General features: G+C 44.1%; 15 protein-coding genes and 1 pseudogene. 4 read left to right on the top strand and 12 right to left on the bottom strand.

Annotated features, from left to right (window positions below; genetic code table 11):
* Positions 1–10: 10 nt before the first annotated feature.
* The 10 genes and pseudogenes from C6H00_RS06020 to C6H00_RS05975 form a co-directional block, all read right to left on the bottom strand.
* Positions 11–217 (bottom strand): annotated as a pseudogene (locus C6H00_RS06020) (outer membrane family protein); the annotation flags it as partial.
* A 192-nt stretch (positions 218–409) separates the two neighbouring features.
* Positions 410–1,465, bottom strand: coding sequence for an NAD(P)-dependent alcohol dehydrogenase (locus C6H00_RS06015; RefSeq protein ID WP_104750096.1), 1,056 nt, complete (start codon positions 1,463–1,465; stop codon positions 410–412).
* Positions 1,466–1,498: 33 nt separating this feature from the next.
* Entirely contained in the window at positions 1,499–2,869 is a 1,371-nt protein-coding gene (locus C6H00_RS06010) for a (Fe-S)-binding protein (RefSeq protein ID WP_104750095.1), read from the bottom strand.
* Positions 2,817–4,184, bottom strand: coding sequence for an oxygen-independent coproporphyrinogen III oxidase (hemN, locus tag C6H00_RS06005; RefSeq protein ID WP_104750094.1), 1,368 nt, complete (start codon positions 4,182–4,184; stop codon positions 2,817–2,819). Before hemN ends, C6H00_RS06010 begins: the two co-directional genes overlap by 53 nt.
* A 2-nt stretch (positions 4,185–4,186) precedes the next feature.
* The gene (locus C6H00_RS06000; protein WP_233704449.1) at positions 4,187–4,693 is read right to left on the bottom strand and encodes a DUF2603 domain-containing protein; all 507 of its coding nucleotides are present in this window, start codon (positions 4,691–4,693) and stop codon (positions 4,187–4,189) included.
* A gap of 36 nt (positions 4,694–4,729) precedes the next feature.
* Entirely contained in the window at positions 4,730–5,785 is a 1,056-nt protein-coding gene (gene aroC / locus C6H00_RS05995) for a chorismate synthase (RefSeq protein ID WP_104750092.1), read from the bottom strand.
* Positions 5,782–6,459 (bottom strand): ribonuclease III, encoded by a 678-nt coding sequence (gene rnc, locus C6H00_RS05990; RefSeq protein ID WP_104750091.1) that lies wholly within the window; start codon positions 6,457–6,459, stop codon positions 5,782–5,784. Before rnc ends, aroC begins: the two co-directional genes overlap by 4 nt.
* Positions 6,453–6,896 carry a ribonuclease HI gene (rnhA, locus tag C6H00_RS05985; RefSeq protein WP_104750090.1) on the bottom strand — a complete coding sequence of 148 codons (444 nt, stop codon included), beginning with the start codon at positions 6,894–6,896 and terminating at the stop codon, positions 6,453–6,455. The genes rnc and rnhA overlap by 7 nt, the downstream gene beginning before the upstream one ends.
* Before the next feature lie 8 nt (positions 6,897–6,904).
* Complete coding sequence (locus tag C6H00_RS05980; RefSeq protein WP_104750089.1) at positions 6,905–7,957, bottom strand: tetratricopeptide repeat protein; 1,053 nt, start codon at positions 7,955–7,957, stop codon at positions 6,905–6,907.
* Positions 7,958–7,963: 6 nt separating this feature from the next.
* Positions 7,964–8,950 (bottom strand): SurA N-terminal domain-containing protein, encoded by a 987-nt coding sequence (locus tag C6H00_RS05975; RefSeq protein WP_104750163.1) that lies wholly within the window; start codon positions 8,948–8,950, stop codon positions 7,964–7,966.
* Positions 8,951–9,257: 307 nt separating this feature from the next.
* Here C6H00_RS05975 and C6H00_RS05970 point away from each other — a divergent pair, with 307 nt between their 5' ends.
* The gene (locus tag C6H00_RS05970; RefSeq protein ID WP_158655740.1) at positions 9,258–9,974 is read left to right on the top strand and encodes a tetratricopeptide repeat protein; all 717 of its coding nucleotides are present in this window, start codon (positions 9,258–9,260) and stop codon (positions 9,972–9,974) included.
* A 7-nt stretch (positions 9,975–9,981) separates the two neighbouring features.
* Here the strand turns inward: C6H00_RS05970 and C6H00_RS05965 are convergent, their stop codons facing one another.
* Positions 9,982–10,566, bottom strand: a complete 585-nt coding sequence (locus tag C6H00_RS05965; protein ID WP_104750087.1) for an aminodeoxychorismate/anthranilate synthase component II — start codon at positions 10,564–10,566, stop codon at positions 9,982–9,984.
* Entirely contained in the window at positions 10,563–12,077 is a 1,515-nt protein-coding gene (trpE, locus tag C6H00_RS05960; RefSeq protein ID WP_267892004.1) for an anthranilate synthase component I, read from the bottom strand. The genes C6H00_RS05965 and trpE overlap by 4 nt, the downstream gene beginning before the upstream one ends.
* Positions 12,078–12,200: 123 nt before the next feature.
* Between trpE and feoB the strand changes: the two genes are divergently transcribed.
* The 3 genes from feoB to C6H00_RS05945 form a co-directional block, all read left to right on the top strand.
* The gene (gene feoB / locus C6H00_RS05955; RefSeq protein WP_104750085.1) at positions 12,201–14,102 is read left to right on the top strand and encodes a ferrous iron transport protein B; all 1,902 of its coding nucleotides are present in this window, start codon (positions 12,201–12,203) and stop codon (positions 14,100–14,102) included.
* A 72-nt stretch (positions 14,103–14,174) separates the two neighbouring features.
* Entirely contained in the window at positions 14,175–14,675 is a 501-nt protein-coding gene (locus C6H00_RS05950; protein WP_104750084.1) for a ferritin, read from the top strand.
* Between the two features lie 129 nt (positions 14,676–14,804).
* A partial coding sequence (locus C6H00_RS05945) for a formamidase (RefSeq protein WP_104750083.1) occupies positions 14,805–15,498 on the top strand: 694 nt, incomplete at its 3' end.

Below are 15,498 nucleotides of genomic sequence, written 5' to 3'. Positions count from 1 at the left end.
CTCCGACTCAGCCTGCAATAGTAGCGTATTGTTGCATCGGATAAATTCCCTTATTTTTCTCCACAGCATGCTGGTTAAATCCAATAACAGAAGCTTGGTTGGCAAATCCGCTTATTTTATAATCAAAAGCCGAGCAAGGGGGAATACATACAGCAAAAGCGTTTCCTAAAAGTATTTTGAAAAAGAAGCGACTACTTGTAGAGTGTGGTGTGTGCATGTCTATCCTTTTAATGAACGCATACTAGATTGGATTGAGGCGCACCAATCTTTGTTATTTTAATCAAAACAGGGCTTATATTTTTTTTAAACAAATCACAAAACGGATCGCAAATTGCAATAAAAAGACAGACACAACGAGCCTCGATAGCTATCGAGGCTTTGAATAGTTAGAAATAAGGGCTTAAATCAATCAAGCTCCAAAAGACTTTTTCATGTCAATGACATAGCGAAAGAAGGCGTTAGAGTGCGTGAGGTTATGATAAACCCGATCAATATCTTGACCAGTAACAAGCTCAATTTCAGGATAGATATTGTGCAGAATGGAAAAATCTAGCATTTCTTGGGTTTCTTGAATGCCTCCAATGAGCGAACCATAAACCCTCTTATTGCCATGTTTAATTAGAGCTGAAGCACTTAGGGCAGGAGGGTTATCTCTTGGGGGCAGACCCACAACAGCTAATTCTCCCCCATAAGCTAACACATCTAAATAATCAGCCATGTTGTAGGGAGTTGGAATGGTGGAGATAAGAAGGTCTAAATTCGCCCCCTTAGCATCCTTCACATTGCTATAATAGCGTTTAGCTCCCATTTTTAGAGCTTGCTCTTTCTTGGCCTCACTGCGTCCAATCACACTCACCTCAGCTCCCATTGCCAAAGCGTATTTCAAGGCCATGTGCCCTAACCCACCAAAACCAGCTACCCCTACTTTAGAGCCCTCCTTGACTTTAGAAAATCTTAAAGGAGAATAGGTAGTAATACCCGCACAAAAGAGGGGGGCAATCTTTTCTAAAGGCGCATTGTTAGGAATACGAATAATGTAATCCTCGTCCACCACAATGCAATTAGAATACCCACCCATATGAGGTTCATTATCATGGAAGTGATCAGGACAATCGTAAGTAAAAACCACTTTTGGACAAAATTGTTCGTAATGGTCAGCACAAGGGGCACATGCTTTGCAGGAATTGACAAAACAACCCACGCCAACCTGATCGCCCACTTTGAATTTACACGCATGTGCGCCGACTTCTTTTACTACGCCAGCTATTTCATGCCCGGGAATCATAGGGTAAATTCCGTCATGCCACTCGCTGTAAGCTGAATGCACATCGCTATGGCAAATTCCGCAATAATGAATATCAATCAAAACATCTTTCTCGCCCAAAGCGTGGCGGGTGAAGTGATGCTCTGAAAATTTTCCATCCTTAGAGTGGATTGCAAAACCTTTAGCTGGGATGCGTTGCATGGTTAACCTTTATACTTGAAGTGAAGCGGGATTCTAGCATGTTTTGGGGGTTTGTAAAACCTGCGCGATGAGCTCTAGAGGATGGAGAAATTGGGTAGGCGCATCTATTTGGTGCAGAGCGTTATTGAGTTGCACGCGGCAGGCCGAACATTCCGCGCTCACTACTTGGGCGCGTGTGTGTGCAATGTCTTGGGCTTTGGGCAAGCCTGCTTGCACGCTCAAGGGGTAGTGATCGCTTTGCATGCTCACCCCTCCAAAACCACAGCAGCGATCGCTCTCAGCCATTTCAGTGAGAGAAAAATTTGTTTGTAAAAGCGCGCGCGGTTCTTTATATACACCTAGAACCTTTTTAGCATGGCAGGGGTCATGATAGGTGAGTGTTGTAGAGTGTTGCGGATAGTTTTGAAGTATCTTTAAAAGGGGGGTTTGATCGTGTAAATAGGTAGAAGCAAATTCTAATTTATCTGCTACCTTCTCCCAGCGTTTTAGCCACTCTGTGCGCTCTATGGGGTCGTCCATGCTCTCAAAGACATGGCAGTAATCCTTTTTGAGCATACTAATACAGGTCGCCTCTGGGACTAAAATTTTCTCTGTAGGCACGCCCTCTAAAAGACTGACATTTTTTTTGGCCAAAAATAGGGCGGTGTCCATATCTCCAGTGAAAAAAGCAGGCGCGCCACAACAAAACTGCTTGGGGATATGCGCGCTAATATTGAGTTTGTCTAAGATGCTCAATAAACTCTTGCCAATATTAGGGTAATTGTAATTGCCTAGACAACCGATAAAAATTCCTACGCTATGAGCACACATGCCCTCTAGGGGAGCTTTAGGGGAGATCACGCCTTGATGGGTGCGCAAAAAGCTAGTACGCACAAAGGGAAATAAAGCGCGCTTGGCAAGAATCTTGGGTGCAAGGGCTTGAAAACGCCACTGCATTTTATCTCCCACGCGCTTAAAAATGCAGGGCGCGCTTACAGCGCAGAAAGAAAAGACAAGATCCATCAAGCGGGGGCGTTTGAGCAGGGCAAAATAGAGTTTTTTATGCCATGTGATTCCATGCTGGTGCGCGCTTAAAACACGTGCCTTTTCAATCATGCGATCTATGGGTAGATGAAAGGGGCAAACTTGTACGCATGTGGTGCATAAAAAACAACTCTCAAAAATGCGCTTTAAAGAGGTGTCTAACTCTAGACTCTCTTGTTTGACAAGAGCAATCAGGTCTAAAAAACCACGCGGAGAGGTAGTTTCATCCTTGTGTATACGGTAAATGGTGCAACTAGGCACGCACTTAGCACATTTTACGCAGGCTTGTGTAGTGCGTGTAATGTCCTCATCCAGCCACGCTTCTAGCCTAAAGGGTTTTACTAAATTTTTGATCTCCACGGTGTTTTTCCAAATACGCATCAAAAACCATCGCGATATTGCGTACCAACATCGCCCCCGTAGGGCTGGTCTTTAAGCCTTGAGAATCTAGCTCTACCAAACCCTCTTGTGCATAGGGTTTTAACGCCTCTAAGGACTTAGCAAAATGGGTTTTAAAATCAATGCTAAAAGCTTTTTCAATGGCGCTAAAATCCAGTTCTAAATGATTCATCAAGCGCATGATCACTTCTTTACGCAGGCGATCCTCTGCACTGAGCACAAGCCCGCGTTCTATGGGCAATCTGCCCTCATCTAGGGCGCGTTCATAAGCTTTTAAATCCTTAAAATTTTGGGCGTAATAGTCCAATCCCTCTCCGATGCTAGTAACCCCCACCCCAATGGTTTGAGAAAACTTTTTGGTGGTGTATCCTTGAAAATTGCGCCGTAATTGCTTGGTCTCTAGGGCTTGATAAAGTTCATTGTCTGCCTTGGCAAAATGATCCATGCCAATCATTTTATAACCATGATCGGTTAAAAAATTAATAAGAAATTGCAAAATTTCTAGCTTTTGGCTAGGCGTGGGCAGAGTGGCGGGGTCTATTTTCATGGTGTGCTTGATCCAGGGAACATGGGCATAATTAAATACCGCCAAACGATCAGGATTAAGACATAGTACCTGCTCTAAGGTGCGTTTAAAGCTATGCACAGTTTGAAAAGGCAAACCGTAGATAAGATCAAAATTGAGCGAATTAATCCCAAATTCACGGGCAAGTTCCACCTTTTGGCGTACTAACTCGAAGCTTTGCAAGCGATTGATCGCCTTTTGTACCCCCTCTTCAAAATCCTGCACTCCAAAACTCAAGCGGTTAAAACCATTGTCTTTGAGTACACGCATTTGATCACGCTCAAAATGACGTGGGTCAACTTCACAAGAGATTTCCGCATCGGGAGCAAAATGGGGGAAGATTGTCTTAATGTCTGTAATAATCCGCTCTAATTGAGCGGCACTAAAGAAGGTGGGTGTACCCCCGCCAAAATGCCATTGTACCACTTCTCTGTTGGGGTTGAGGTGTTGTTGGAGTAATTCTAATTCTTTGTGTAAATAGAGAATATAGCGTTCTTTTTTGCGCTCAGAACTACTATAGATCACATTACAGGCGCAAAAATAACATGGGCTCTTACAAAAAGGCAGATGAAAATAGAGTGAGAGGGGGGTATTCTCTGGTGTGCGCGCTAGAGCCTCAATAAAATCCCTCTCTTGGAAACCTGCATGGAATTCTACAGCAGTGGGATAACTGGTGTAGCGTGGACCGGGCTTAGAATGATGGGCAAACTGCTGGAAATCTAGAGTTTTCACAACTAAAAGGGGATATCCTCAAGATTTTCAAGATGCAAATAGTCATCTCGCTTGGCTTCTAAAAATTCCGCCAAGTTAAAAAACAAATTTGGGTATTGTTTTTTGAGATCGCGTACAAAATCTAGTGAGGAAATCTTGGGCAAATTCCCATCACTCCCGCGCATGCCTTCTAATTTCTTGAGTGCGACCGCCATCGCATCCTTGAAATCTACTGGAGTCAAAGTTGCCATGTCGCGCTCTAACTCCACTACGACCTTTTCTTCATAGGCTTGTTGGATCACCTGCACAATATACTGTAAGAGCATTTCAGGCACGACCACAAAGCGTTGATCCTGCTCATCTTGCACAAGCCATGCCTCTTTGGTGTTGAGCGCGCCCTCTTGGGACTCCAAGAGCATCTGATTGGGGGCGATTCGCTTGGCACAGACCTTATTTTTACCCGATTCTAAACTTTGATAAATTTCTTGCATATCGCTAGGGTTCAATCTAGCTTGAGAAACATTGTCCATACTTAACTCCCTTTGGCTCATGTTAGCACAAAATCCCTAATAGCCATAATTTTTCTTGAGTTGCTCTAGGCGTGCATGCGTGTTACTCAGCACAAAATCCGCCAAGACTAAGGCGCATAAACTGGCACAAACCACACTGCCCCGAATGGCAATACAGGGGTCATGCCGCCCTTTTAAACTTAGCTGTGTAACTTCTCCTTGCGTAGTGAGACTTTCCTGTGTGTGAGAAATACTAGAAGTGGGCTTAAAATGCACCCATATCTCTAAGGGCGCGCCATTGCCAAAGCCTCCCAACACACCCCCACAATGATTGCTCTTAAAGCCATGCAAGCCTAGTGGATCGTTATACGCGCTCCCTTGCATGCGCGCAGCATTCTGATCGCCGATAAAAACCCCCTTAACTCCATTGAGTCCCATAAGCGAATAAGCAAGGCGCGCGTCCAAGCGATCGGCAAATTCCCCCAATCCCAACAGTGCGCGCCCATGCGCGCGCACCAACACAACCCCCCCTAAACTATCCCCACTTTTTTGCGCCTGCAAGATCGCCTCTTCTTGCGCGCCCTGCAGCCGCGGGTCTAGGCTAAAAATAGGGCTTTGTTGGGCGTGGGTAAAATTGAGTTCTTGAGCCTCCACTCCCCCCACGCTAAAAAGCCCGCTTTCTATCTCTATACCCACCTCTTTTAAGAGTAATTTGGCCACACCTCCTGCACCCACTTTGATCACGCTCTCTCTAGCCGAGCTACGCCCCCCCCCACGATGATCGCGAATGCCATACTTAGCAAAGGTGGTAAAATCCGCATGTCCGGGGCGAAAACTCTCTTTGAGATTGTCATAATCTTGAGAGCGGATATTTTTATTGTGCACCAAAAGCCCTATAGGCGCGCCCGTGCTCACCCCCTCAAAAACCCCGCTCACAACCTCAAGCTTATCTTCTTCTTGGCGTGGGGTGGTGAATCTATTCACACTTTTACGCTTGTTTACCTCCACTTGGAGGTAGTCCATGTCAATCTTAAGTCCAGCGGGCACACCCTCCAACACACCCCCTACCAAAGCCCCATGCGACTCTCCAAAGGTGCGCAAAATTAAACTCATACACTCCCCTCTAAACGCAGGCGTTGGTATGCCATTTGCGCGCAGAGCTGTTGGGCTTCTTTTTTACTTTTAGCACTACAAGTGCCATAGAGTTTATCCAAGATAAAAATCTGCATTTCAAATTCTTTGGCATGATCTGGACCGCTCTCGCTCTTGAGTGTGTAAGTGGGCACAACTTTAAAACGCGCTTGAGTGAGCTCTTGCAACGCGCTTTTATAATCCATAAAGGTACTTTGCAATGAGAGATCAGGGTAAATCTTGTCTAAAAAGCGCGTCATGAGGACTTTAATGGGTTCTAGCCCGCTCTCTAAATAGATCGCCCCCATCAAAGCTTCAAAGGCGTTAGCTAAGATAGAGGGCTTGGTATGCCCATGATTATTCGCCTCTGCTGAGGAGATCACGATATAATCTTGCAGTTCTAGCAGGCCAGCCAGCTTAAAAAACGCCTTTTCATTCACTAAAGAGGCGCGCATTTTGGAGAGATCGCCCTCTTGCAATTCGGCAAAACGCCCAAATAAAATTTCAGCCACCACTAAGTCTAGCACCGCATCGCCCAAAAATTCCAACCTCTCGTTATTGGCATGGGATTTGGTGCTTTTATGGGTAAGGGCTTGTTGGAGCAAATCCCTATCTTGAAAAACATAACCTAAATTTTTTTGCAATTGATCTAACATACAACTCCTTTACTCTGAGTTTTGTAGTATAACGCTTCTGCTCTAGCGCGCTGGTCGCATCGTTCATTTTCTGGATGTCCGGCATGCCCTTTGATCCAATGGGGAGTGATGCGATGTGGCGCAGAGAGGACTAAAAACTCTTGCCAGAGATCGACATTTTTCACCCGCGCAAAACCGCGTGCTATCCAGCTAGATAGCCATTTGGAAATTCCATCGCAAACATAGGTTGAATCGCTATAAAGGGCGATCTGGCATGGGGTTTTGAGGGCTTTAAGCCCCTCATTGAGCGCACTGAGTTCCATGCGGTTATTAGTGGTGTGGGGCGCGCCCCCGCTAAGAACTTTTTCTGTCTGCTTATAGCGCAAGATCGCACACCACCCCCCCGGCCCCGGATTGCCCAACGCCGAGCCATCACAAAAAAGCTGGATTATCTTCATTTGGCCTCCTAATTGAGATTGAGTTGTTGGCTGTAATCTGGGCTTTGTGTACTCAAATTTAACACCACCTCTTTAACCCCCAAAACCCCGCAGAGCGCACAATAGTGACTCTCAAAGGGTGAGAGATTTTTACACGCACTGCATTGGTAGCTAAAGCTTAGATCAATGGGGTATTTGTCCTTAAAGGTATGGAAAATCTCTAGTTGCAAATGCGAACAAGTCCCCTCTAAAAAGCCCTTTGCCACGAAGATTTCGCGTACTTGGGGCTGAAGTTGATCTAGCAGGGGTGTAACTTCCTCTAAGGGCAAATCCCAAAGTAAATCCACGCATTCCAAGCCCTTGTTTAAACCGGGGAGTTCTTGCAAAAATAGGGCGCGGTGATGCGCCTTGCAATGCCTTAAGGCGATCTTATAGAGAGCCTTATGTTTATACCCCAAAGCTAAGATCGCTCCACTGCGATCGCGCAAAGAGAGGTCCTCCTGAATGAGAATCTGCATTTGCAAATAATGATAGGTGTCTAGCAAACCCTCTGCCTCTAATTCGTCCAAGCATTCTAGCACCTCTAGCGCTTTTTGTGGAGCGCAAAGAATTTCATACACCCGCACCATTTCTTTAAGGGCTTCCGCATTACGCGGTTCCATGCACAAGACCTCTAACAAAATATCATGCGCCTTTTGCACATAACCCATGCTAATGTAGGTATGGGCTAGACTTTTGAGCAACACCACGCGATCTTTGGGATATTTGGGTAGCAAGGAGAGATAAATTGTAATGGCCTGCTCCCCACTACCATGGTTATTATAATGTTTTGCTAAAAAAAGCCATGTCTTAATGCCTAGCACCTCTGCAGGACTCTCTTTTTCTTTAGCCAAGAGTTGTTGCACTTCAGAGGCGAGATCGATGGGGGTATAAGAGAGAGAGAGGGCATGGAGGGCTTTAAGATTTTTCTTATGTTTAAAGAGGGAGCGGAAATAATCTAAGAGAATCACCGCTCCAATGACGGCAATCAGAATGGCGACACTGAAGAGCGAATCTTTGTAGACATAGGCTAATTGCTCCACGCGCCCCTAGTGTTGTAGAAATTTAATCTTGGCTTTAACACGGAGTTTTTCGTAGTATTCAGCTAGGATTTTGTCCTGCTGTTCCTCAATCAATTTATTGGCAATAAAATGTTTGGCTTGATTAAAAGAAACATCCTCTTTTCCCAACTTCTCTTTAATGTAGAAAGATACAAAATTCCCCCCACCCGCGTTCAAAATTGGGGTAAAAGTGTGCTCTTGGGTGCTTAAAAACATTTGGGCGATTTGAGGATTGAGGGTTTTAATATTAATTTTTTCTTCGCCTTTAGTAACTCCGGGGATATCTAAATTCCTGTTTTCTAGGGCTTTGGTGAGGGCTTGGGTGTCTTGAGCGGTGTAACGGATGGTGATAATTTCACTAGGCACACTAAATTCGCTTTTATGAGAATTGTAGTATTCGCGCATCTTGGTTTCGCTATTCGTGTTAGTGTTGAAAAGCAAGATATTGCGCAATAATTCCCTAGTTTCTAATTGTTTTTTAAGTTGCGCTTTGTAGGTCGTTGGATTAATTCCCTCACCTGCTAGAGTGCGCAAAAAGTCTTGCATGTCCATACCATTATGCCGTGCGATGTTTTCAATTTCCGCATCGATTTTGTCGTCCTCAATGTCAATTTTAAGCCGCTTGATCTCTTGGGCTTGAATGCGTTGCAAGATCAGCGCGTTAATGGCTTGTTGGCGGTTAATGTGATGTTCTTTTTCTTGCGTTTCAATCTGATAAATGGTGATGGGATCGTTGTTGACCGTGATGGCAATCCCTCCTACGATGCCCTCTTTAAGCTCTTTTTGTTCCTCCTGATCTTGATTGGGAGTTGCTTTAGTAGTTTTTTGCGAAGACTTGTGCAACTCTTGGGTTTTTTTAGGAGATGGTTTTTTAAGCGAATCTCTCACTTGTTTATCTAGGTTTTTACTCCCAACTCCACTGCCTGTTACAGACTCCACTTTAGAACCTGCCCCCTGTAGGCCTACATAAAACAAAGAAAGCAGCGCAAAAAAAAAGCAGACAGGTTTTAAAAAATTTGACAAACTCTTTCTTTAATGTGGAATCGCGCGAGTCTAATATAATCGCACTAAGAAAAATATTAAAAAATAAAGTTCCTTCGAGGGCTTATAACTTATGCTTGTGTCGTTGTTCAGCAGATTAAAATTTATGCTACAATGTGAAACATAGCATTTTCAAAGAATTTTGAGAAAATAAAACAATTTGGAGTTTCAAAAGATGTTATTAAAATCAAATTATTTGCTATCTAGGGTTTTGTTTGTATTTTTGGCTTCTAGTGGTGTTGTGTACTCTCTTGATGGGAGCAAAGATCAGGGCGGAGAATTGCATTTTGTCGTGGGCAAAAAAGCCCAAGCTGATAAGGATTATACTCGAGCCTTAGAATACTATGAAAAAGCCGCCAAAAAGGGCAAAGCTGAAGCCTATTATAAATTAGGAGGCATGTATCGTGATGGACAGGGCGTTAAACAGGATTATTCTAAAGCGTTGGAATACTTTCTTAAAGCTGCTAAGATGGGGTATGCAAAGGCGTATTTCCGTTTGGGTTTGATGTATGACAATGGTAAGGGCGTAGCGCAAAGTGATAGTAAGGCTCTAGAGTATTATGAGAAAGCCGCTAGTATGGGCAATGCCAAAGCTTATTATAATTTAGGAGCAATGTATCGTGATGGACAGGGTGTAAAACAGGATTATTCTAAGGCTTTTGAATATTTTAATAAGGCCGCTAGAAAGGGAAGCGCAGAAGCTTATAACGATTTGGCTTTCATGTATGCTAATGGACAAGGCGTTGCGCAAAATTCCCTTAAAGCTAAGGAATATTGGAAGAAAGCGGGGAGAATGGGAGATGCAGAGGCTTATTTTAATATCGGAGTGATGTATTTTAATGGTTTGGGTGTCTCCAAAGATTTAGCCAAAGCTAGGGAATACTTAGAAAAAGCGGCTAAGATAGGAAGCGGAGATGCCATTGAAATTCTCAATAGAATTAAATCCAAGGGCGACTAGAGAGAGTTTAAGAGGGGGTTATCAAAAAATCCAAGCTCTGCTTTAGCAGTTGTGCGCCCTTTAGAGTCATAATGCTCTCAGGGTGGAATTGGTAGGCTAGGGCTTTGTCTTGTGGGTGGTAGATTCCCATGACAATGTCTTGGTAATGGGCGATCACTTGCAGGCAGTCGGGCAAATCGCTCACCATTAAAGAGTGGTAACGCCCCACTTGCAAACAATCTCCCAGCCCTTTAAAAGCCTCAAAAGGTTTTAGAGTGATGGGGGAGCTTTTTCCATGTACAATGGCAGGACTGCGCACAACCCGCGCGCCATAACTCTGTGCCAAAGCCTGCAACCCTAAGCAAATCCCCAAGATAGGGAAATGCCCGCGTGTCTTAGCTAGAATGGGGAGCAGTTGTCCGGCATGCTCAGGGTCGCTAGGTCCAGGGGAGATAAAAAGAAGGGTTTTTTCTTTTTCACCTTGCATCATCTCAAAAAGCGTGTTGGCTGGGGTAGTGTTGCGCAAAACCAACACAGAATGCCCCAAACCCTCTAAGTCATAGACAAGATTGTAAGTAAATGAGTCGAAATTATCAATGAAGTAAATTTTCATGCATGTGTCTTTAAAATGGCAGAAATCACAGATTGTGCTTTTGCCTTTGTTTCGGCAATCTCAGCTTCAACAAGACTATCTAAAACAATGCCCGCACCCGTTTGGATAATAGCCCGCCCATCTTGCACAAAGGCGGAGCGGATAATAATGCAGGTATCCATTGACCCATCAGCGCATAAATAGCCTATCGAACCCCCATAAGAACCCCGCCTCTTGCCCTCAAGTTGAGCGATGAGTTTGAGCGCGGCGATTTTAGGCGCACCGCTCAAAGTCCCCGCATTCATAAAACTTCTATAGGCATGCAGAGCGTCTAAACCCTCTTTGAGCTCCCCTTGCACGGCTGAAGTGAGGTGCATCACATGGGCGTATTTTTCTACTTTTAATAATTTGCTCACAAGTCTTGTATGGGGTTTGGCAACTCTAGCGATGTCATTGCGGGCTAAGTCCACTAACATGATATGTTCTGCCCTCTCTTTGGCATCACTTTGTAAATCCAGCTCAAGACGATTATCTAGGTCGTGATTAATCGTGCCATCCGGGTTTTTACCCCGCGCTCTTGTGCCTGCAATGGGGTAAATTTGCACCAAATTAGTAGAGGCATCGTATTTTAACGCGCTTTCAGGGCTAGCCCCAAAGAGGGTAAAATCCTCCATTTGCAGATAAAACATATAGGGGCTAGGATTTTGCGCCTTGAGATAAAAATAAGCACTCAAGGGGTCTTTACAAGATAAATAAAAACTCCTAGAGGGCACAGCTTGGAAAATCTCCCCAGCCCTGATTTCTTCTTGGAGCTTAGAGACCATGCATCCAAAAACCTCATCGCTACAATTTGTGCTTAATACGCTCTCTTGGGGGTACGTTTGTGGGTTAAAATCTCCTTGCGTGGTGCTGACAAGCTTGGCAAGCTGCGCGATTTGTTCTTGAATTTGTGTTTGGCATTGTGGGGTAAAACAAGCCCCAAAAATTTGCGTGCTCTGTTTTTGATGATCGATGAGGATTAAAGTTTGCGCTACAAGAAAAACAAAATCCGGCGCGCTATTATCTTGCACGCTTAAAATGGGTAAATCCTCAAACGCGCCGATGAGCTCAAAGCCAAAAAACCCCGCACAAAATAGCCCATAGGGATTTTTGGGGCATTGCTCTACACATGCAAACACGGCGCGCAAAGCATCTAGTGGGCTGGGCATTTGCAGTTTTAAAAACTCGTCCTGCAATTGCGTATTTTTGGGGTAGTGTAGGCTTAAACTCTTGTCTGTGGGACTCACACCTACAAAGTTAGCGAGTTTGTGCAAAAGGGCTTGCCCGTTTGCATTCAAAGCTTCGATCTTGACGCTGGAATGCTGGCAGACGAGTTTCAAGCAGGCTTGATTTAAGATGATAGATTTGGTGTGCGCTTTATTGTCCACTTGAGCACTCTCTAACAAGAGAGTGTTAGGTCCTTGAAGTGCGGCATAAAGGGCAAGCGGATGGGGAATATAGGGGGCATTTTGCTCCAAAACAATCATTTCTATCCTTTGGGTCGTATTGTAGCGCAATGGACTTAACCCAACTTTTTATCATTGTATAAAATCTTAGTCTGATAGAGTATACTCCAGTTTTGATTTTGAGAATTGACATTAATATTTGGAGAATACATGGAAGAAATTATCGTAGCGTTGGTGGGGCAACCCAATGTGGGCAAGAGCTCGCTCATCAATGCGATCAGCGGGGCACACTTGAAGGTGGGCAATTTTGCCGGGGTTACGGTGGAGAAAACTCAAGTGAGCACGACCTATAACAACACCAAGATCACAATCGTAGACTTGCCCGGCATTTATGCCTTAAATGATTTTACGATCGAAGAGAAGGTCAGCAGGCAGTTTTTAGAGAATGAACGCTTTGATTTGATCTTAAATGTGTTGGACTGCACTAACTTAGAGCGCAACTTGAGTTTGAGCATGCAATTACTCCACACGCCTCATAAGGTACTCATGGCACTCAATATGTGGGATGAAGCCCAAAAAGAGGGGTTGCAAATTGATGTAGACGCACTTTCTAAAGATTTGGGAGTTCCTTGTATTCCCACCTCCGCACACGCACATTTTAATATGGATCATCTCTTAGAACAACTCATCACTTTGCACCACCAAACCCAACGCCCCACAACTCTAAGTGCCCAATCTAAAGAAGAGATGGCAGTATTTTGCCACGATTTGGCCAAAAAAGTATCACATCGTGGGGCGGGCATGCCCACCTATACGCAAAAAATAGACAGATACCTCATGCACCCTATTTATGGTGTCCCTATTTTTTTAGGCTTGATGTTCATTGTGTTTTTTATGAGTTTTCTAGTAGGTGGAGGGGTACAAAGCTATGTAGATGAGGGGTTTGCATGGCTGGCTGAAACTCTTAAAACCAATATCCCCAACGCCCAAATTGGCTCACTTCTAGGCGATGGGATCATCGGGGGGGTGGGGGCGGTGCTCTCTTTTTTACCCTTAATCGTGGTGTTGTATTTGGGAATCTCTTTACTAGAAGCTACTGGGTACATGAGCCGCGTGGCGTTCTTATTAGATGGGATTTTTCATAAATTTGGCTTGCATGGCAAGAGTTTTATCCCCTTAATTACGGGCTTTGGCTGTTCTGTGCCTGCTTATATGGCGACACGCACTTTGCAAAACCAACATGAGCGACTCATTACCCTCTTTGTGATAGGTTTTATGAGTTGTAGCGCGCGCCTGCCTATTTATGTGCTCTTTGTGGGGGCGTTTTTTCCGGATAAATACGCGAGCTTGGTGCTCTTTTTGATCTATGTCTTGGGGGCGGTTGTCGCGCTCTTGATGGCGAAGTTTCTTAAACTCAGCGTTTTTAAGGGGCAAGAAGAGTCCTTTGTGATGGAAATGCCCAAATACCGCATGCCCAGCCCCAAAGTGATTTGGTACAGCATTTACACCAAATCCCTCTCTTATCTCAAAAAAGCGGGCACTTACATTTTAGGCGGGGCGATTTTGATTTGGTTTGCTTCGGCCTACCCTAGAGACACAAAAGTGTTGGAGAATTATCAAGCCCAGCAAGCTCGCATTGAAGCTAGCCAGTTAGATAACACAGCCAAACAAGAAGCCCTAGCTAGTTTAGAGGAGAAAAAACAACAAGATATTTTAGAAAATAGCTTTGTGGGGCGTGTGGGGCGCAACATTGATGGCTTGTTTAAGCCGATGGATTTTGATTGGCGGCTCTCTATTTCTCTAGTTACCGGTTTTATGGCTAAGGAGGTGGTGGTGTCTACTTTGGGTGTGCTTTACTCTCTAGGGGATACTAGCCAAGAGTCTAAATCTTTCCGTAATGCGCTTAAAAACCATGTGAGCGTGCCCTCAGCCATTGCCTTTATTGTCTTTGTGATGTTTTATATCCCCTGTTTTGCCGCGACAATTACCTTTGGTAAAGAAGCCGGGGGGATAAAATTTGTGTTTTATCTCTTTATTTTCACCACAGCGGTTGCCTATTTATTCTCATTAATAGCTTATTATGCAACTAAGTTATGCCTTATTTTCTTTTAGAGATGGTTTCTATTGACTTCTATTTCTCATTTATGATATAATAATGATACAAACTAAATAAAGGAGTTTTGTATGTTGCCTTCAGAAACAATTAAATTACTTAACGCACAAGTTATGGATGAGTTTTTCTCAGCCAATCTGTATATGAGCATGAGTTCTTGGTGCTATACGCATAGCTTTGATGGAGCGGGCTTGTTCTTGTTTGAGCATGCCAGCGATGAATATGCACACGCAACTAAAATTATCACCTACTTGAATGAAAATGAAGTGGGTGTACATCTTAAAGAAATCAAGGCCCCTGAGCACGAGTTTAAAAATCTCGTAGAGGTTTTTGAAAAAGCCTATAAACACGAGCAACACATCACCCACTCAATTAATACCCTTGTTGATAAAATGCTCGCTACCAAAGATTACGCCACTTTTAATTTCCTACAATGGTATGTGGCCGAACAGCATGAGGAAGAAGTGCTTTTCAAAAACATCCTAGATAAGATTAAATTGATGGGTGAAAGCGGACATGGTCTATATTTAGCCGATCAATATATCCGCAACATTGCCAAAAATCAAAAATAAAGACTCGTAATAACCCCCTTTGGGGGCAATCGTATTTTTTAATTTTTTTTCCTATTAACTCTCCGTTAGAAATCTTTTTTTAATACTCCGCTAGCAATGTAAGTTGCTAAACCAACAATAGGAGTTTTTATGGGTAGCATTGGAAGTATGGGTAAACCCATTGAAGGTTTCTTAGTTGCAGCGATTCAGTTTCCTGTTCCTGTCGTGAATAGTCGGGCGGATATTGATAAGAACATTGAAAGCATTATTAGAACCTTGCACGCCACAAAAGCAGGTTATCCGGGCGTGGAGCTCATTATTTTTCCTGAATACAGCACGCAAGGGCTAAACACCGCTAAGTGGCTTAGTGAGGAGTTTCTCTTAGATGTTCCCGGCAAAGAAACTCAAATGTACGCGCAGGCGTGTAAAGAGGCGGGAGTCTTTGGGGTGTTCTCTGTGATGGAGCGCAATCCTGATCCTAATAAAAATCCTTACAACACCGCTATTATTATTAATCCTAAGGGTGAGATTGTTTTAAAATACCGCAAACTCTTCCCTTGGAATCCTATTGAACCTTGGTATCCCGGAGATTTGGGTATGCCTGTGTGTGAGGGTCCGGGTGGCTCAAAACTGGCTGTGTGTATTTGCCATGATGGCATGATCCCTGAGCTAGCGCGTGAAGCCGCCTATAAGGGGTGCAATGTTTATATCCGCATCTCTGGTTATAGCACTCAAGTTAATGACCAGTGGATTCTCACCAACCGCTCCAATGCATGGCATAACCTAATGTACACCGTGAGCGTGAATTTGGCGGGGTATGATAATGTCTTTACTACTTTGGAGA

The sequence above is a fragment of the Helicobacter cynogastricus genome (assembly GCF_900197855.1).
GTDB classification, from domain to species: domain Bacteria; phylum Campylobacterota; class Campylobacteria; order Campylobacterales; family Helicobacteraceae; genus Helicobacter; species Helicobacter cynogastricus.
Note: the sequence above shows the minus strand (reverse complement) of the source record. Positions and strands in the feature narration are given on the sequence as shown.